The organism is Rickettsiella endosymbiont of Rhagonycha lignosa (assembly GCF_964031165.1).
Lineage (GTDB): Bacteria > Pseudomonadota > Gammaproteobacteria > Diplorickettsiales > Diplorickettsiaceae > Aquirickettsiella.
In genome coordinates this window covers 1,077,926-1,095,527 of record NZ_OZ035011.1, presented here as the reverse complement: position 1 = coordinate 1,095,527, position 17,602 = coordinate 1,077,926, and the positions used below count along the sequence as shown (strand labels likewise).

General features: G+C 36.4%; 17 protein-coding genes. 10 read left to right on the top strand and 7 right to left on the bottom strand.

Annotated features, from left to right (window positions below; all coding sequences use genetic code 11):
• Positions 1 to 12: 12 nt before the first annotated feature.
• Positions 13 to 3,300 (bottom strand): hypothetical protein, encoded by a 3,288-nt coding sequence (locus tag AAHI99_RS04940; protein ID WP_342227192.1) that lies wholly within the window; start codon positions 3,298 to 3,300, stop codon positions 13 to 15.
• 394 nt (positions 3,301 to 3,694) lie between these two features.
• Here AAHI99_RS04940 and AAHI99_RS04935 point away from each other — a divergent pair, with 394 nt between their 5' ends.
• Both AAHI99_RS04935 and AAHI99_RS04930 read left to right on the top strand, forming a co-directional pair.
• Positions 3,695 to 4,714: an ankyrin repeat domain-containing protein gene (locus tag AAHI99_RS04935; RefSeq protein ID WP_342227191.1), complete on the top strand. Its 1,020-nt coding sequence runs from the start codon at positions 3,695 to 3,697 to the stop codon at positions 4,712 to 4,714.
• 86 nt (positions 4,715 to 4,800) lie between these two features.
• Positions 4,801 to 5,448: an endonuclease gene (locus AAHI99_RS04930; RefSeq protein WP_342227190.1), complete on the top strand. Its 648-nt coding sequence runs from the start codon at positions 4,801 to 4,803 to the stop codon at positions 5,446 to 5,448.
• On the opposite strand, the gene AAHI99_RS04925 is transcribed toward AAHI99_RS04930, so the two are convergent.
• Complete coding sequence (locus AAHI99_RS04925) at positions 5,442 to 6,497, bottom strand: hypothetical protein (RefSeq protein WP_342227189.1); 1,056 nt, start codon at positions 6,495 to 6,497, stop codon at positions 5,442 to 5,444. The genes AAHI99_RS04930 and AAHI99_RS04925 overlap by 7 nt on opposite strands.
• Before the next feature lie 171 nt (positions 6,498 to 6,668).
• On the opposite strand from AAHI99_RS04925, the gene AAHI99_RS04920 reads away from it, so the two are divergent.
• Complete coding sequence (locus AAHI99_RS04920; RefSeq protein WP_342227188.1) at positions 6,669 to 7,424, top strand: hypothetical protein; 756 nt, start codon at positions 6,669 to 6,671, stop codon at positions 7,422 to 7,424.
• A gap of 57 nt (positions 7,425 to 7,481) precedes the next feature.
• Here the strand turns inward: AAHI99_RS04920 and AAHI99_RS04915 are convergent, their stop codons facing one another.
• The 4 genes from AAHI99_RS04915 to rpoH all read right to left on the bottom strand — a co-directional run bounded on the left by AAHI99_RS04915 (position 7,482) and on the right by rpoH (position 9,651).
• The gene (locus tag AAHI99_RS04915) at positions 7,482 to 7,799 is read right to left on the bottom strand and encodes a DUF3579 domain-containing protein (protein ID WP_342227187.1); all 318 of its coding nucleotides are present in this window, start codon (positions 7,797 to 7,799) and stop codon (positions 7,482 to 7,484) included.
• A 54-nt stretch (positions 7,800 to 7,853) separates the two neighbouring features.
• The gene (locus tag AAHI99_RS04910; protein ID WP_342227186.1) at positions 7,854 to 8,537 is read right to left on the bottom strand and encodes a CYTH domain-containing protein; all 684 of its coding nucleotides are present in this window, start codon (positions 8,535 to 8,537) and stop codon (positions 7,854 to 7,856) included.
• Between the two features lie 98 nt (positions 8,538 to 8,635).
• Positions 8,636 to 8,782, bottom strand: coding sequence for a CBU_0585 family protein (locus AAHI99_RS04905; protein WP_342227185.1), 147 nt, complete (start codon positions 8,780 to 8,782; stop codon positions 8,636 to 8,638).
• On the bottom strand, positions 8,779 to 9,651 hold the full coding sequence (rpoH, locus tag AAHI99_RS04900) for an RNA polymerase sigma factor RpoH (RefSeq protein WP_342227184.1): 873 nt from the start codon (positions 9,649 to 9,651) through the stop codon (positions 8,779 to 8,781). The genes AAHI99_RS04905 and rpoH overlap by 4 nt, the downstream gene beginning before the upstream one ends.
• A 123-nt stretch (positions 9,652 to 9,774) precedes the next feature.
• Here rpoH and ispG point away from each other — a divergent pair, with 123 nt between their 5' ends.
• The 5 genes from ispG to AAHI99_RS04875 all read left to right on the top strand — a co-directional run bounded on the left by ispG (position 9,775) and on the right by AAHI99_RS04875 (position 14,590).
• Positions 9,775 to 11,016 carry a flavodoxin-dependent (E)-4-hydroxy-3-methylbut-2-enyl-diphosphate synthase gene (ispG, locus tag AAHI99_RS04895; protein WP_342227183.1) on the top strand — a complete coding sequence of 414 codons (1,242 nt, stop codon included), beginning with the start codon at positions 9,775 to 9,777 and terminating at the stop codon, positions 11,014 to 11,016.
• Positions 11,000 to 12,232, top strand: a complete 1,233-nt coding sequence (locus tag AAHI99_RS04890; RefSeq protein ID WP_342227182.1) for a L,D-transpeptidase family protein — start codon at positions 11,000 to 11,002, stop codon at positions 12,230 to 12,232. The genes ispG and AAHI99_RS04890 overlap by 17 nt, the downstream gene beginning before the upstream one ends.
• 201 nt (positions 12,233 to 12,433) lie before the next feature.
• Positions 12,434 to 12,856, top strand: coding sequence for a hypothetical protein (locus AAHI99_RS04885; RefSeq protein ID WP_342227181.1), 423 nt, complete (start codon positions 12,434 to 12,436; stop codon positions 12,854 to 12,856).
• A 124-nt stretch (positions 12,857 to 12,980) separates the two neighbouring features.
• Complete coding sequence (locus AAHI99_RS04880; RefSeq protein WP_342227180.1) at positions 12,981 to 14,099, top strand: hypothetical protein; 1,119 nt, start codon at positions 12,981 to 12,983, stop codon at positions 14,097 to 14,099.
• A gap of 74 nt (positions 14,100 to 14,173) precedes the next feature.
• Positions 14,174 to 14,590 (top strand): hypothetical protein, encoded by a 417-nt coding sequence (locus AAHI99_RS04875; RefSeq protein WP_342227179.1) that lies wholly within the window; start codon positions 14,174 to 14,176, stop codon positions 14,588 to 14,590.
• 69 nt (positions 14,591 to 14,659) lie between these two features.
• On the opposite strand, the gene AAHI99_RS04870 is transcribed toward AAHI99_RS04875, so the two are convergent.
• On the bottom strand, positions 14,660 to 15,034 hold the full coding sequence (locus tag AAHI99_RS04870; RefSeq protein ID WP_342227178.1) for an Mth938-like domain-containing protein: 375 nt from the start codon (positions 15,032 to 15,034) through the stop codon (positions 14,660 to 14,662).
• Positions 15,035 to 15,155: 121 nt separating this feature from the next.
• Here AAHI99_RS04870 and AAHI99_RS04865 point away from each other — a divergent pair, with 121 nt between their 5' ends.
• Both AAHI99_RS04865 and recJ read left to right on the top strand, forming a co-directional pair.
• On the top strand, positions 15,156 to 15,776 hold the full coding sequence (locus AAHI99_RS04865; RefSeq protein ID WP_342227177.1) for a peptide deformylase: 621 nt from the start codon (positions 15,156 to 15,158) through the stop codon (positions 15,774 to 15,776).
• A 69-nt stretch (positions 15,777 to 15,845) separates the two neighbouring features.
• Positions 15,846 to 17,576, top strand: a complete 1,731-nt coding sequence (gene recJ, locus AAHI99_RS04860; RefSeq protein WP_342227176.1) for a single-stranded-DNA-specific exonuclease RecJ — start codon at positions 15,846 to 15,848, stop codon at positions 17,574 to 17,576.
• Positions 17,577 to 17,602: the final 26 nt, after the last annotated feature.

The window sequence follows — 17,602 nt, the reverse complement described above, 5'->3', positions numbered from 1 at the left end:
ATTGTCTGACATTTATCTAGATGATTTTAATAATGGACGAACTATCAAAGCGTTTTCTTCATCTTTTGAGCTTCCGTTTGAGATAACAGAACCTTCTTCGGAGCCAGAGGAATGGGTTCTAGAATCTGAAGCTACAGATTGAGGGCGAGTATTCAAAAAAGATCTAGTTTTTTTAGGGCGCGATGTGATTTGCGAGGTATTCGGCTGTATACTTTTTTCAAAATTTTCTTTATTTGCTAAAGCTTTTATGGCGCCATTTTTTTCCCCCTTTTCAGCCGCATCCCATGTGTTATATTTACTAATATAATTTTTAGTTAAACTCAAAGGAAATTGAATTTTATCCATTAATTTATCTAAGCTAAGTAGAGTTTCATCGCCAGCAAAGCTTTTGCTAGCTCCTTTAACATATCCATGTGCTGTACCTAAATTTATCTTCATATTATTAAACATAGGCTCCATGCGTTTAAATACATTTCCTAATTTATTCATCGCAGAAGAATAATCATCCTTAATTTTCTTTTTTTCCTCTGGGTTATGAGTATTCTTTATGATATAACTTTTGTAAGCCTCTTTGTGATCATCATTCAAAAAACTGATTTCCGTATTACAGTTTTTTACTTCCCCCTTTATTATCTGCAATATTTGAGCTTTATCATCAATAATTGTTTGATAAGTATCTGCTACAGCAGGATTAGTATCTGAATCAATTTTTGATTTATCTTTTTCTATACTTTTTTCCAACGAACAAACAAGCTCTTCAAGAAGTATTATGATACCTTCTGATTGATTTCTTATATCATCTAATTTTTCTTTTGTAATATACAGATAAGTGTTTTCAATAATTTCGGATCCTACGATAACATTAGCAGTTGGCTTAACATCATTTTCTGTATTTAATAGTTTCAATTCAACGCCTTTATTTTCATGGGCTTCGACATCAAGAACAATAGCGTTATTCTTTACAGGAGAAATCCAATTAAATACACCATAAGTTGTAGAAGAAGCTATAATAGATGCAGCCATTTGCACACCAGTGGCGACAGGGTTTTTGAATAGACCGACAGCCGTTCCTGCAAGAGGAAGCGTATTTTGCGCAATTATTCGGAAGCGATTGGATAATAGTTGTGTGTATTCATAGACTACGTGCAAACCTAAGCTTAAACCGGCAGTGCTAATAAAAGTGAGCGGTGCTTGTAACAGTAGGTTGTCCCATAGCCGCTGTGCTTCCTCTTCATTGCCTTGATCAATGTGTTCTTGTATCTTGTATAGCATCAATGGAAATGTCGCAGCAAATGCAGCATGAACAAATAAACTACTATAGATGGCTATTATTTTAGTTTTTGATGCTTGTTCATTATTCCTGGAATATCTATCTGTAAAATAATGGATGATTCCATTAAGCATACCACTTCCCACACCATGCGCTGCTGCTGCACCTAATGTTAGTTCAGGATTAGCTAAGCTTGCATCCGTGTTTTTTTCGGTTGCAGTATCGACAATTGTTTGATTGGAAGATGTGCTATTAAGGTTAAATGGTAATTCTGTCGTCGTTGTATTTGGTTTAGATATGATGGTAGTTATATCAATATCCTCCTCGACGGTTTGGTTAGCAGAAATAAATTCTTGGCAATGAGTAAGATTAAAATTCTCTTTACATCTTTTCGCTATTATTTTTGCATTTTTATCATGACGTCCTTTCAGATAACTCCAGGCTAAGCCTTCGTATTCAGCTTGTGTCACATTATGCTGCGCTTGGGTAACAATCTTTTGCGCAATGGTTTGGATTGCGGTGACTTCTTTTTCAGTAGTATTTGACTTAACTAAATTACGGTTTAGAGCACCTAAAGTTTTTAGAAATTGATTTAAAAAAGCACTACAATTATCTAGCTTTAAACAAATAAAACTTATCTCTTCAATTTTTTTTGCTATATTTAGTTTTTCATAGGCCGGCATTGTAACAATATCGTTTGCTTGGTGAAAAATATCATCAAGAACATCCATGGTAGAAAAAATTCTAGAAATCGGATTGCGTGTAGAATTTTTCAGACCATCGTTAAGTAAAATTTTCATTTGATCCGCGGCGGCTTCTATTGCTTTAGGAATATGCAAAAGATTATGTTCAATAGCCGGATTTTTTAATAAGGTTAATAAAAGCGAAAATGAACTTCTATAAAATTTGGATTGAGGGTTAGTGCGTTGGAATACCCCGGTTAATTTGAACAGAAACTTGGATAAATTTTCTATGAATTCAGGCTCTAAATTTTTATTTTCATTATTTGCTTTTTTAATTAAGTCTTTAAAATAATCTGAAAAATTATCTAAATTTGCAGTTTTAGTAATCCGTTCATCGAGTTTTTCATAATGTGCTAAGGGATTTAATGTTTTTAATATTCTATTCCCTATGTCTAAATTATGCTCTAGAGACATGTCACTACTCTCTAAAACAGTACCCTGATCTATATGGCTAATCTCTGTACTAACGTAGTTGGAATTGCAATCAGTTGAATTAAATACCTTTTCGCAATTGATTAATTCGCACCCACTATCGTATTGATGCACAAAAGTGTACCTTAAGTCGCTTTTCTGGTCGGTTGTTAAGTAAGGGTCTAATACATTGATTAATTCCGTCATTGGAGTTTCAAAAGTGGCTAAGCTACTACGATAATTTTCTATATTAAATTCACGCGTTAAATTTCCGATGGCTTCAACATAATTTTTCAATACATCAAAATTTGAGTTACTGCTATTTTGATTAAATCTTGCCCAGTCTTGTAAAAATTGATTGGTTGAGTTTAGTAATTCACAAAATTTTAGATTGTCGTCTTTAGCATGAATGTTTAGAATTTCTGGGAGAGTAGTGATTTGGATGAGCAATTGTAAATAAGCTTTAGCTGTAGCATCTTTATCAATGTTTATAAATTCTGAACTAAACAAATTAGTACTTAAAAATCGACTACAAACAGTTAGCAAGTTATTGACAAGGTCTGAATGTTCATTGATTTTTACATTTGATTTAGCAATAACAATTTTTAAATAGTTAAAAATATTTTTAAGTTGGTCTTTTTTTATCAAATTTTTCCAATAATCATTTTGCTTTTTAATAGGATCCTCAGCATTGCTAATACAAGGTAGCTGATCCGAGGTAGAGGTTTCTTTAAGACAGGGGGGTAATTGCGTCAAAATAATTGAAACTTTATTGATAATAAATAAATTTTTTTGATCGTTTTCAGTAGTTTGATCTGTCAATATACGATTAAATTTGGAGAGCGATATTGGATTCATTTGATTATTAGCTGGCATTAAACACCTAAGAATAAAAGTAAAAATGATCTTCATCGTAGGTGGAGAAGCTTAAGGAATACTTAACAAAATATTCAATTTATTTTTTATATAAAGATATAAGAATATAATAAATATTTTATATGTAGAAAAAATTCACTCGTTGCGAAGTGAATGCATAGATATCAAATAGTAAAAATCATTGTTATGGCGAGCCTATTCTTAAGTCTTTCCGGTGCATGGCTTCACGTTAATTCATAAAGCGTGGTCTTTCTTCGATAGATTCTAACTTATTAAAATTTAAATTGTTATCAATTTTTTTAATACTAGAACAGGTTTAAGAAATCCTTAAGATTCGCTACCTATGATTCTCGGCTAGTTAATAAGTCTTTTAATTTTTAGTTGCGAGAAATACATGCCAACGAATAAAAATAACCTTACTGATGCGGATGCGAATGCAATGGGTCGTGAGCTCATATTTACAATTTATGCCGATAATTTAGCTGAGTTTAAAACCTTAATTGAAAACGGTGCAAATGTTAATTTTCGCGATGAAAATTCTGGAAATACGCTGTTACATTTTCTTTATTATTATGGCAAGCGCAGCACTCAATACTTAAAGTTGCTTTTAGAAAAAGCTGCAAAAATAAGTACTAATAAAGATGGCAAATCTCCATTGATGCTAGCAGAAAAAAGCTGTAATGCCATAGAATTTCAAAAAATTAAGGATATTTTTGAAAGCTATAATACTCAATCCAAACCAAATAAAACTGGATTAATTCCTTATCCTCAGCAAAATTTGGCGATTACTATCGCTATGCCGATATCCGCCTTATTCAGCGGTGTTTTAGCAGGTGCTTGGGAAGAAGTAGCACAACGAAATAAAGAACAGTATTCTTATTTACCGAATCTTATTTTTATTGGCTTACAACCTATCTCTTTGGCGATGGGTAGTGCTCTGATGAATTCATTAGTAGTTGGCAGCGCAGTATCTGTAGGTATAGAGGATGTAGGGCTGAGCTTTGCTTTTTATTTAGGAATAAATTATTGGAGTTTACTCATTGCGCAAGTGCTAGAAATATTTTCAGAAAAAATTCAAAATAAAATATTAAATATTTTAATACCGATCGCTATTTATACTATTTATCTAAATCCAAACATGCTATTCAATCTTTTAAGTGATGCATTTGTAGGAAAAGGTTTTCAAGCAGTGATGATGCCCTTATTGAGTACGTTAAGCAGCGGAGCTTTTTTCAAAGCCAGCAAATACGCTACTCATAAAGTAAGTAGTATTTTTTTTAAAGATAACTCTATATCTAGAAATAATTATATAACTCAGCCTGAAATCGAAGCTTTAACACATGTAAATACTGAAGATAATAATTTGTTAGAGACTAATACCTGTTTAGAATTGAAGACCTTTAGAGCCAATTAATATAATGGCTATTTATAGCCCGGTAGTTTTAAATGTTCGTTTATGGAAGTATTCTGTGTAGAATAATCACTTTTTAAGTGATAGCAGTGACCGAAGAAAAATTACTCAGTATCTATAAAAAACTGCTGACTATGTACGGCCGCCAGCAATGGTGGCCGGCAGACGGCCCCTTCGAGGTCATGCTGGGCGCGATACTCACGCAAAATACCCATTGGTCGAATGTTGAGAAAGCTTTGCTGCTTTTAAAACAACAAGCACCTTTAACTGCCGAAGCGATACAAAGTTTATCCAGCACCGATTTAGAAATCTGTTTAAAGCCCAGTGGTTATTTTCGGATTAAGACCCAACGCGTGCAAAATTATTGTCATTGGTATTTAGCACAGGGTGCTTATGCGAGTTTAGATAAATTAAGCACCCGGGAGCTACGCAATCAATTACTCAAAGTGCAGGGTATAGGACCTGAAACGGCGGATGATATTTTACTGTATGCCTTCAATCGGCCGGTGTTCGTGATCGATGCCTACACGCGGCGTTTATTGCAACGCTTAGACTTGATACAAGGTCAGGAGAAGTATGAATACTGCCGAGAGCTATTTGAAACGCAATTACCAAAAAATGTTGATCTGTATAAACAATATCATGCCTTAATCGTTATACATGCAAAACAGCATTGTCGAAAAACCAAACCGATTTGTTGTGGTTGTAGCTTACGCTCTGTTTGTCTCTTTCAATGATTTTTTAAACTTTGACATGGAACAACTTCTGATTGAATACTCCCTTTCTGTACATTTGTTAGAAAAAATTGAGTTTCTGTTAGAAAATTGCAATTGCTTAATTTTTTTTCATGAAAAAGGGCTTGCGAATAATTAATGGATTGAATTGATTTAATTTTATCCATTATGTGTTGTTGTGTTGTTTTTTCTAGTTGTTTAAATTTTTCAAAATAAACTTGAATTTGTTTTTGTTTTAATTCGTTGTCATCGTTGTTATGTGGATTTAAACGATGATATTTAAGATAATCTGTTAAGATACTTTCAAACTGATCGCTATTTTCCAGTCGATTATTTTGTTTGGCTTGTTGCAAGGTTAAAAATAATTCACTAGCAGAAAACAAGGTTCGTTCAAAGCCTATGTTATCTTTGTTACGTAATCCAGTGTAAATTATTATGTGTGGTTCTTCATGTTGGATTAAAGTATTTAGGATTTGTCCAAAGGAAATGACGCCACCTTCTAAACAAATTAATTCTTCAGCTAATGGATCCGAAAGATTGATATCATCCCCAAATTGGCAACCACCATTGCCATCATCAACAATTAAAAAATTTTGTATTTTTTCACTGTATCGACATTGATATTTTTCTATAACGGCTAGGCTTTCATTCGCAACGATATTAGCAATAATTTTTTCGGTAGATAATATTTTTTTTTCAATTAATTCAGCAACCACACCATTCGCTCCTTCGCCAGTAAAACCATAAAAAATTACCCCTTTGAATTTTTTTAATTCTGCTAAATTGTTTAACAAAAATTTATTGGCTTTTTCGCTAAATGCCGCCGAATCGCCAATAATTTGTTTTCCAGAATAGGTTTGTAATTGAAATAATTCTTTTAATGTGTCTCTTAAGGAGGTGATTACATCAATAATATTATTTTTAAGTAAATATAAATAATTATAAAACTCTTTTCTGCAATGAATAAAACTTGAATCAGTTACTTGATTTTTTAATTCTTCAATAACTTCTTTCAATTCTGAAATTAAAAGATTTTTATTAGATTTTGACATTTTATTTTACTCTCATAAAAAACTTAGTTTATAAGTGTTTTATTAAAGAAAAATTAAATAATAAAAGTTAGTTACGCAGGGTGATTTAAGAAAATCTAAATTTATTATTAATCTTTATTTAATTATTTTTAGCTAAGATGTTTGGCGATAATCATTACTGAGTGAAAACAAATGCCAAACAATAATAAAAATAAAGCAACATTGAATACTAGTAAAAAAGAAGATGGAATTTTTGATACCTTGAAAAGAGGAGTGAGTAAGAAATTTTCTAATAAAAAGAATAAGGGACCAGTAGATCCCCAAATTTTTGGCGGGGTTGCTAAATTAGATCCATATTTTATAAGTAACTATTCAATTAAAAATTTAAAAGAAGATAATTTGGAAGGAAATTCTATATCTTATCCAGATTATATGAATATCAGTTCAATGCGTAGCTTAAATATTCTAAATTCTTCTTCTAATGAACAATCAAAAGCAAATAATAAAAAAAATGGAGTTTTTGAAGTTACAAAAGTAACTGATGTTAAAAGTGCAACTACTAGACCTTTACCAGCGATACCCTTAAGTGATGAGGAAATCTTTAACAAGATTATTTTAAGTAATTTTGGCGATGCTATTAAAAAAACAATTACTAATCCTTACGTACTAGATGATTTTCAAGATAAGTTAGCTTATGAGGTATTTAAAACTTTGGTTCTTCACCTCGAGGCTGATAAAAATGAGGATGAAATTTTAAAAAAATTATTTAAGGATTTTAAAAATTTTTTGGAAAATCCCTATATGAGTATGAATAGAAATATGAATATCCCAATTCAAAATAATGATTCAGATCTATCGGGATGTCAAAATTTTAATGGATTTTTTTCCAAAAAGGATTCTATTAAAGCTACAGATGAAAATCAAAGTGAACAGACACTAAAAATATAAATTAATCAGCATACTTCCCATATCAGAATTGTCTACAACGATATTTTGATGTGGGATTTAATCTTCAGACTCGGTATAAGATTCGTGGATTTTTAAGCGATTTTCACCGGCAAATTTCATAATACACTCAAAAATATCGGGATTAGTTTCTTTGAGCTTGGGATCGAGAACGAGGCATTTGGTGCGACTTTCTTGATCGATCATAGGTCGCAGTTGTGGAGAGTACACCATACGTCGGTTAGTAAAACTAGCTAAACAACCGCACATACGTTCAGCCCAGTCACTAGGCCTGAATTTTTCGCCAGTTTCGGTGACTCCTTCTATTAGAATGAGTTTTTCTCTTTGGCTTTTGTGCGAGGTTGTGTTTTCTAACATACAATAAAGTTCTTGTTAAGTTGTGGTGATATTACTCTAATTAGGGGTGATTAACTATACATAATTGGATGACATTTTATTGTCATTATAGAGCAAATAGCCCCGTTCTGCCTTACTACGCGTTTCTACGCTAAGCGGAATGCTTTGTTTGAGAAATTCGGCTATTTTATACAGTTCTTGACTATCGCCATGTTTTAATTCCAGCTCAATTTCATGTAAAACGGCTTGTTTGTTTGCGGTTTTGACCAAACCTTGATCTAAAACTAATTCGATTTGCGTTCCATTTTCTGTTTTTAAGTTCCATGAGCTGCGTTGAAAGTCAGTATGAAATAATTCTAACAAATGCTTGTTGCCTAGGATAGTTTGCAGTTTGGCTATTAGGCTTGGATCGGTAAATTGTTGGATATTCGGCATGTCTTGCGTCACCGGTTGATCCCATTCATGCCGATGTTGTAGATCGCCGATTTGTTCACCGGTTGTTTTTAAGGTTTGTATGGTGCGCCCACCGGCTTCACGAACGCGCATCGATAGGCCTTGTTGCCATAAAGCAAGATCTGAGGTATCAAAATAGCGGCTGATGAGTTGCTCTACTGAAATAGCTTGGGTGGAGGCGAGCTGTAATAAAGGATGTATTAGTAATAACTTAACATCTTCGGGAGCAATGCTGAGTTTGAGTTCAATTTCGAGAAACATAGGTACACTCTTTGCACTTAAATTTTTGTCTGTGTTGTCGCTCAATTCGCAATCCTCATGTATCTTGAATAAACGAAGGTTGCTTCATTCTCCCGGCGCATTGTCAAAAATGCAATTGCTGTGAGTATATTCAAGCGTGTGTATCAGTTTTTTATATCGCGTTTCGTCATCAGTACTTGGTATTGTTCAATTTCTTTTTCTTGAGAAGCGGATTTCTCAGGATGTCGTTTATCGAAAGCGCTTAGAAATTTATCAATAACACTGACAAAATCTCTATCAAAAGATTTCATGCCGCTTGCTCCTCGATCGCATGACGTAGCTCTTTAATCGCTTTTTGCTCGAGTTGACGCACGCGTTCAGCCGATACTTGATAGCGATTGGCTAATTCTTGCAAGGTAATTTTAGGTTCGGTGAGCCAACGATCCCTGATAATGGTTTGTTCTCTTTCGTCTAGTTTGGCCAGCGCTTTATGTAAATGATCTTGGCTGGACTCAATGGTGTCACTGGCTTCCAGTAAACGGGCTGGATCGTAACGATTATCTTCGAAATGCATATCGATTAATGGATAGCTCGTGGTTTTAGAATCGTTATTTTCATCGCTACTGACATCTAAACTCATATCGTTAGAGGCCAAACGCGACTCCATTTCGCGCACGGTTTCTGGTTTGACACCGAGATCGCGTGCCACGGCTTCGATCTCTTTTTGATTAAACCAACCTAAATGGGTTTTCATTTTACGTAAATTAAAAAATAATTTACGCTGCGCTTTCGTGGTGGCTATTTTGACGATACGCCAGTTACGTAAGATATATTCTTGAATTTCTGCTTTGATCCAATGTACAGCGAATGAGATCAGGCGTACGCCGACTTTAGGGTCAAAACGTTTAACCGCTTTCATTAAACCAATATTTCCTTCTTGAATCAGATCCGCGAGTGCAAGACCGTAGCCCATATACGTTTGTGCAATATGTACGACGAAACGTAGGTTGGCAATAATAAGCTTTTTAGCAGCGACTAGGTCTTGATAGTGATAATAGCGTTCGGCGAGTTCCGTTTCTTCCTCAGCACTTAATACCGGGATTTGTTTTAACCGCGCAATATAGGCATCGGTGCTGTTGATGGGTAGGGATTGATAAAGTGTTTGTAAGTGAGTTTTCATAACCATCTCCCTTGTCTTTAGACTTGTTTTAGTATGTTCACTTGACTTCATAATGTGCTAGAGTATACCGCAATAGATTGTTATTTTCATCCGTACTTAAAAAATAAAGGAAGTTACTAAGCTATGGCTGAATCTGAACTCCCATCTCCGATTCTACGTCGTATCAGCACTCCCGTTCAAGTAGGTTCAGTTCTGCTCGGCGGCGGGGCGCCTATCGTCGTGCAATCCATGACCAATACCGATACCGAAGATGCTTCAGCCACCGCCCAGCAAATCATTGAATTAGCTCAATCAGGTTCAGAATTAGTCCGAATTACCGTCAACACCGAGCTAGCCGCCCAGCAAGTGCCTTTTATCCGCGATAGAGTCCGTGAAGCAGGCTATTCTGTGCCGATCGTCGGAGATTTCCATTACAATGGCCACCGTTTATTGAAGGCTTATCCAGACTGTGCTGAAGCCTTGGATAAATACCGTATTAATCCTGGGAATGTGGGTTATGGTGAGAAACGCGATGCCCAATTCACGCAGATGATAGAAGTTGCACTGAAGTATAATAAGCCGGTGCGGATAGGTGTGAATTGGGGTAGCCTGGACCAGGATTTGAGCGCACGCCAGATGGATAAAAATGCCCAATTAGCGCATCCACGTTCTGCAGCGGAAGTACTGCAAGAGACCTTAGTATTATCAGCATTATTGAGCGCTGAGCTGGCTGAAAAAATGGGTATGCCAGCGAGCCTAATCGTTTTATCGTGTAAGGTAAGTCGCGTGCAGGATTTAATTGCCATCCATCGTAATTTAGCAGCGCGCTGTTCGTATGCGATTCATTTAGGTTTAACCGAAGCAGGGATGGGCTCCAAAGGGATAGTTGCCACTACAGCAGCTTTGGCAGTTTTATTACAAGAAGGTATCGGCGACACGATTCGGGCCTCATTAACACCTGAACCGGGGGGCGATCGAAGTCGCGAGGTGCTTGTCTGTCAGCAAATTTTACAATCGATGGGCTTGCGAGCCTTTATGCCTTCAGTGTCAGCATGTCCTGGCTGCGGACGTACTACCAGTAGTTATTTCCAAGAATTAGCCAAGCAGGTCGAGGCCTATATTAAAGAACGTATGCCGGTTTGGTCACAACAATACCATGGTGTAGAAAATTTATCTTTAGCCGTCATGGGATGTATTGTGAATGGTCCGGGAGAAAGTAAACATGCAAATATTGGCATTAGTTTACCAGGTACCGGTGAACATCCCATTGCGCCGGTCTTTGCCGATGGGCGTAAAATTGCTACCTTGCGTGGTGATAATATCGTCCAACAGTTTCAAGAAATTGTCGAGGGGTATGTGGTAAATCATTATGATGAAAAAAGATAATAAAATGCGTTGCTTACAACAAAAAAAAATTAAAGTGGGTTTGGTGCTTAGCCTATTCTCTTTTGCTACATTCGCGTATGCGCAAACTGATTCTCAGCCTTCATCTATTCCAGCCTATTTACGTTTGGAAAAGAAATTAGAATTTTATCAACAGGCTGCACAACACCCTTGGCCGCGTATACAGACTAAGGATGTGTTGTCGGTGGGCATGCAAGACCCCGCCGTAGTTGTGTTGCGTCAGCGTTTGTGTGCGAGTGAGGATTTAGCAGAAAGTGCTTGCACAGGGGGCGCTAATGCGAATGATTTTGATGAGCAAGTTGAAGAGGCTGTTGCTTCGTTTCAAGAACGTCATGGGTTAAACGATGATGGTGTCGTAGGTGCATCGACACGACAAGCGCTGAATGTTTCAGCGGCGGAACGTTTACATCAAATTCAATTCAATTTACAACGTTGGTCGCGGCTGATTGCTTTAGCCAATCCTGCTTATATTTGGATTAATGTACCGGATCATCGTTTGCGGTTAATTAAAGATCATCATGCCATTTTGACCGCCCGAGTGATAGTGGGGAAACCCTCTAGACCAACACCAGAGATTAATTCTCATGTCACCCGTATCATATTAAATCCTTATTGGACTGTGCCCCCTGGAATTGCGCGCAGAGATGTTATTCCTAAAGCGATGCGTGATCCAAATTATTTAAGTCGTAGCCACATTCGAGTATTTGCGGCGAATCAACCAAATAAAGAATTAAATCCACAAGCCGTGGATTGGTTAGCCGTGAAAAAAAATCCTGGACGTTATATTTTACGTCAGGATCCAGGGCCACATAATTCTTTGGGACAAATTAAATTTGAATTTGCTAACCCACATCTCGTGTATCTTCATGATACACCAGCAAAAAATTTATTTGATGCAGAACGGCGTTTATTCAGTTCGGGCTGTGTGCGCTTAGAGGATCCGTTTGAATTTCTTGAAGCATTAGAAGAGCTTGATCCTGCATTGCAGCAAGCGGGACCGCGTATTGAAGCAGCTTTAGAGTCGGGACGTACCACGGTGATCAATTTAAAAACACCGATACCCATACACCTGACATATATTACTGCTTGGGTGGATAAAAATGATGTATTACATTTTTGGGATGATGTGTACGGTCGCGACCCAGTGCTTCCTACCAATAATGAACAATTCACGAATGATCTGCCAGCACCTATCTAATGCTAGGTGCTTAGCAGAATATTTTTTAGTACGACCTCACCATGACAGATTTATTTTTAATGTTGGTAGTGTGCTAAGCATATAAAAATAAATTTTTATATGCTTAAGCTTTTCTAAAGCTTTGTATTATATTATTGTTCTTGTTATTAAATAAATATATAAACAGACATTATCTATTATAAGAATAAGAATTTGAAAATTATGAGTAATTTCATTAGCGCCAAAGATATATCCCGATTTTTAGTAGTGGGTATGATTGCTTTCATATTGGTTGCCCCGTTGACTGCTGTGCCAGGCGTAGGGATTATGCTTGCAACAGCGGGTCTACTAATTGCATCAGCTTTTATGCTAATGATACTTCCTAATTTGATTGAGATAACGGGAATTTCTCGTTTGTTTACGGCTATAATGAAGAAATTGAATTCTATCACAGGAAATACAAATACTGTTCAACCAAATCCGAATAGGGCTCCTTCACCAATTTTTACCAGTGCAGATAGTTCGATAAGCAAAAATGCAGCGAATGGAAATAATTACATATATAAAATTTTCAAAGTAGAAGAAACCGCAAAGGAGAAGGATATTAAGCTAGGAAATAGTAATGGCTCTAGCATGAATAGGTAATGTATATCTATTTAAAAAATAATTAAAGAGAATTTTAAATTATAACTTTGTTAAGTAGATTAAATAAAAACTGAATAATCTATGTTAAACTTTAATGAATAAAGTTTCAACTTAAAGGGAATTTATGTCGCAAACTAAACAAAAATTAACAGAGTTTGAAGAAAATTTAGCCAATAAAATAAAGCTATTAAATAAACAAATCGAAAATCTTCCAGCTTACATCCGAAGAAAAAAAGATGAAGAAAAATTGCAGAATTTTGCGTTTTTTCTATTCGTGATCCTTGTGGCTAGTCTTTGTATTTTTAATTTTAGTACAATGTTTGTGACCGTTGTAACCCTGCCAATTTTTATTTTAAGTATTTTGAGTTTAGTGCTATTTGTATCAATAGGAACTGGTTTTCTTCCCTGGGCTTTATTTAACACTTATGTATGGATACGAGATTTATTTTGTTCGGATAAAATAAAAAATCAAAATAAACATTATGATCATTTTCACAAAATTCTGCTTGAATTAAACCAATTAGCTGCTGAAAAAAATGATTTATCTAAAGAAATATCCATTAAACTTAATAATGCGATTAAATGCTTTTCGCCTAAACTTTTTGCTCAAGGAAATCTTGACTTTGAGCAGCTCAGTTTAAACGATCAAATACAAGTATTAGAGCAAGAAAAGCAGAATCATCCCGCACATTCCAGAAAACAAAAGAATAAAGAAACATGGAATAAAATTTTTCGATATTCTGCAAAAATTTCCTTTGTAGGGTTAGCTTTATATGGACTGATTTTGGTATTATTTTTGATGGGCCCCACGACTGTTATGGTATTAGCTCCTATTTCAGTACTGTTTACTTTAGAAAATATCTTTGCTTTGATTATGGTTGGACCTATCGCATTAAACAGTTTCGTCTACGCAACGTATTTGGGAATGCGAGATTTATTTAGCTCTGCTGAAATCAAAGCCGAAAATAAACAATATGCGCAGTTGGAGAAAACTATTTCTGGGTTGAAGAAATTAGGTGAGAAAGCTAATCAATTAGATGAGAAAATTAACAGTAAGTTTAAAGAGGTTGATGAAAATTTAACACCAACTCTGCTTGAAGAAAAAGCAGCAGAAAACTTTATTGACAGTGGCAAAGATTTTCACAGTAACAATAAATTAAAGTACGGGCCGATGTTTACTTACCGTGAACAAAATCCAGTTATAACACCTACTGCACTCTCTCAAGAATTAAAACTATCATAAATAATGAATTTTTATTTGGAAAGTTAATTTCCATCAGGATATACCAGCCAATTAAACTAAAAAAAGGAAAAAATATGCCACAAACCTATTCTGCAACACCGGTACAAGAAGGGACACCCAGTGCAGCATTAATTTCTGAATTTAAAAAAACATTAGTGACGATAGCCTGGTGGGCAAGAGCATTGACAGTCAATATTTCTATTGGTGCGTTAGTGGGCGTAGCCTTGGGTGCCGGCTGTGGATATGTGTACGCACTACAATCAGAACCGTGCATTACTGAGACTAATTCCTATTCAGTTGAACGCTGCGCCCGGAATTCCCCGCATACTGCAGATGGAGCATTATACGGAGCAGCTGCCACTGCTTTAATCGGCGTTGCGGGAACGACTATTAGTTTTTTTAAAAGCCCGACTAGGGAGAATGCAAAAAACACTATGAGAGCGAGTATTGGAGTAGTCGGGTTTTGTTGTAGGGCGTTTTCGAAGGAGTAGTCTACTAGTAAGTAACAAAAATATTGTGCATCGAGAAATTTAGCGTCGAGATGAAGCCATGCAAAAAATTTATTGCGCTATCAACAAAGCAGCGGCTACTTTTCGTCCCTCAGACATGAGCACCGTGTAGGTACGGCAGGCAGCGCCATTATTCATGACTTCAATGCCAATTTTCTGTTGATAAAACATATTTAATACAGCAGGGTCTGGAAACGCTAAGTTTTCGCCGCTACCGAGTAATACAATACTTGGATGCAGATCGACAATGGTTTGTAAATTATCTGTGGTTAAATCTGCAATACAGTGCGGGGGCCAAGGATCTATCAACTGATTCGGCATGATAATAAGACTATGCCGGATTTTTTTATCATTAACTTGAATAAAATCTTTAGCATAAGCACGTATCTGATAATGCCCTTCGCCAGTATCGAGATTTAATTCCATAACAGACTATCAAGTTAAAAATTTATACGTTAAATTATACACTATGATAAAGATATTCATACTCATTGCCTACTTAAGCTTGAGTTATTTCCTACTTTCTAGTTATTCGGGTACTGAAACAATGACAAATAATTTAAATAAGACGTCTGCGTCATCTCATCAAGCATTGCAATTAGTCACATTGGATAGCCCTGAACATAGTGTATTAAGAACGCCGGCTAAAGCGATTAAGTTTCCACTCGATAGCGAAACCCAACAATTTATTCAAGACTTTCGAATTTTTTTTAATGATCTAAAAAGTCCTTTAGGCAATCCAGCAGGATTGGCAGCGCCACAAGTGGGTCATGCACTGCGGATTATTATTATTCAAGTCCCTGAATCCGCAAAAGCGAGACGTAAAGACGTTTATGATGTGGTGCCACCTACGGTTTTAATTAATCCATCGTATACGCCAGTGGAAGCTGCTGGCGAGAATAAAGATTGGGAAGGGTGTTTTTCAGTACCGGATAAAATGGGAGAGGTATATCGTTATAACGAAATTCATTACACTGCTTACACACCTGAAGGTAAGGAAATAAATGGTGTAGCACGGGGATTTTTAGCCCGTTTGATCCAACATGAAATCGGTCATTTAAATGCTGAGCTTTACATTGATCGTTTACGCCCTGACTGCCGCTATGACTCAATCGAAAACGTGATGCGAATGATCAAAGCGACAGATTCAGCTGAAAAAAGTGAATAATTTTATAGGCAAGCACGCAAATACACTTTATAGCGCCAAACTAAGTTTAGGGATTCAGCTATTAACATCATGAATAAAACCATCCTACGACGCGAATTCAATTTAGTTGAAAATTTAAATCATTTACATCCGGTTTTACAGCGTGTGTATGCAGCACGAGGCATCCAATCTGTCGAGGAGTTGGATTATCGCCTGTCAAGTTTATTACATTTCCAGTCGTTAACCGGCATCGAAGTAGCAGCACAATGTTTGGGTGAAGCAGTGATGCAACAACAGCGTTTGCTAATCGTCGGTGATTTTGATAGTGATGGTGCAACCAGTAGTGCTTTAGCGGTGAGTGCCTTACGTTGTTTTGGCGCGCAGCAAGTGGATTTTTTAGTGCCGAATCGTTTTGAATATGGTTATGGCTTAACACCAGAGATAGTTGAACTCGCTTTACGTACGAAAAAACCTGATGTGATTATAACCGTTGATAATGGTATCTCGAGTCATGAAGGTGTCATCGCCGCCAAAACTGCTGGATTAAAAGTAATCATTACCGATCACCATTTGCCAGCAGCTAGTTTGCCGATTGCAGATGCCATTGTTAATCCGCAGCAAAGAGGCGATCCATTTCCGAGTAAAAATTTAGCGGGTGTCGGTGTTATTTTTTATGTGATGTTGGCACTCAGGCATTATTTACGTAACCAAGCTTGGTTTGAAAAAAATAAAACAGTTATACCGAATATGCTGCAGTTTTTGGATTTGGTGGCATTAGGAACAGTAGCTGATTTAGTGAGCTTGGATCGTAATAATCGATTATTAGTCATGCAGGGTTTGCAATGGATTAAAGCCGGTAAAGCCCGACCTGGGATTTATGCCTTACTTAAATTGGCGAAACGTGAAGTTGAATATCTAGTGGCGAGCGATTTATCGTTTAGTATCGCACCCCGTTTAAATGCTGCGGGTCGTCTGGCTGATATGTCGTTAGGAATTGCTTGTTTGTTAGAAACTGATCGCAATCGTGCGCATGAGCTCGCGTTACAACTCAGTCAATTAAATGAAGAACGTCGCACCATCGAAGCGACCATGAAACAAGAAGCTTTCGCTATTTTAGAAACATTGCTCGAGAAAAAACCTTTGGAAAAAGGCATTTGTTTATATGACAGTCGTTGGCATCAAGGTGTCATCGGTTTATTGGCTTCGCGTCTAACTGAACGTTTGCATAGACCGACGATTATTTTTGCAGAGGGTCATCAAGCCGATGAATTAAAAGGTTCAGCACGTTCTATCACCGGCTTACATATTCGTGATCTATTAGAAACTATTGCAACGCGTCATCCGCATTTGATTAATAAATTTGGAGGACATGCAATGGCAGCAGGTTTGAGTTTGAAAAAAGATTCTTTTGAGGAGTTTGTTAAGATTTTTCAACTAGAATGTGAGCTACAATTACGACCCGATATTTTACAGGCTACTTGTTATACCGATGGTGAATTAACTCAGCAGGAGTTAACTTTAGAACTGGCTGAGCTGTTACGTTATGACGCGGGTCCATGGGGTCAAGATTTTCCGGAACCTTTATTTGAAGGTTGTTTTCTATTACTTGCACAACGGTTGGTAGGTGACAAACATTTAAAGATGAGCTTAGCGAGTCAAGTTGCGGGTAAACAAATTGATGCTATTGCATTTAATGTCAGCCTAAGTCAATGGCCTAATCACCGTGCGGAACGCATCAATGTTCGCTATCGTATAGGTGTTAACTATTATCAGGGCCGAAAATCTTTGCAATTAATCGTTGAGAGTTTCGAACTGATATAAATTATTGTACTTACTAATAAGATGTG

What these genes read in the sequence shown, in the direction of transcription:
- AAHI99_RS04905 (WP_342227185.1), bottom strand. Translation starts at nt 8,782, where the DNA reads ATGAAATCTTTTGATAGAGATTTTGTCAGTGTTATTGATAAATTTCTA.
- AAHI99_RS04915 (WP_342227187.1), bottom strand. Translation starts at nt 7,799, where the DNA reads ATGTTAGAAAACACAACCTCGCACAAAAGCCAAAGAGAAAAACTCATT.
- AAHI99_RS04875 (WP_342227179.1), top strand. Translation starts at nt 14,174, where the DNA reads ATGCCACAAACCTATTCTGCAACACCGGTACAAGAAGGGACACCCAGT.
- ispG (WP_342227183.1), top strand. Translation starts at nt 9,775, where the DNA reads ATGGCTGAATCTGAACTCCCATCTCCGATTCTACGTCGTATCAGCACT.
- rpoH (WP_342227184.1), bottom strand. Translation starts at nt 9,651, where the DNA reads ATGAAAACTCACTTACAAACACTTTATCAATCCCTACCCATCAACAGC.
- AAHI99_RS04880 (WP_342227180.1), top strand. Translation starts at nt 12,981, where the DNA reads ATGTCGCAAACTAAACAAAAATTAACAGAGTTTGAAGAAAATTTAGCC.
- recJ (WP_342227176.1), top strand. Translation starts at nt 15,846, where the DNA reads ATGAATAAAACCATCCTACGACGCGAATTCAATTTAGTTGAAAATTTA.
- AAHI99_RS04870 (WP_342227178.1), bottom strand. Translation starts at nt 15,034, where the DNA reads ATGGAATTAAATCTCGATACTGGCGAAGGGCATTATCAGATACGTGCT.
- AAHI99_RS04925 (WP_342227189.1), bottom strand. Translation starts at nt 6,497, where the DNA reads ATGTCAAAATCTAATAAAAATCTTTTAATTTCAGAATTGAAAGAAGTT.
- AAHI99_RS04885 (WP_342227181.1), top strand. Translation starts at nt 12,434, where the DNA reads ATGAGTAATTTCATTAGCGCCAAAGATATATCCCGATTTTTAGTAGTG.
- AAHI99_RS04940 (WP_342227192.1), bottom strand. Translation starts at nt 3,300, where the DNA reads ATGCCAGCTAATAATCAAATGAATCCAATATCGCTCTCCAAATTTAAT.
- AAHI99_RS04935 (WP_342227191.1), top strand. Translation starts at nt 3,695, where the DNA reads ATGCCAACGAATAAAAATAACCTTACTGATGCGGATGCGAATGCAATG.
- AAHI99_RS04920 (WP_342227188.1), top strand. Translation starts at nt 6,669, where the DNA reads ATGCCAAACAATAATAAAAATAAAGCAACATTGAATACTAGTAAAAAA.
- AAHI99_RS04865 (WP_342227177.1), top strand. Translation starts at nt 15,156, where the DNA reads ATGACAAATAATTTAAATAAGACGTCTGCGTCATCTCATCAAGCATTG.
- AAHI99_RS04890 (WP_342227182.1), top strand. Translation starts at nt 11,000, where the DNA reads ATGATGAAAAAAGATAATAAAATGCGTTGCTTACAACAAAAAAAAATT.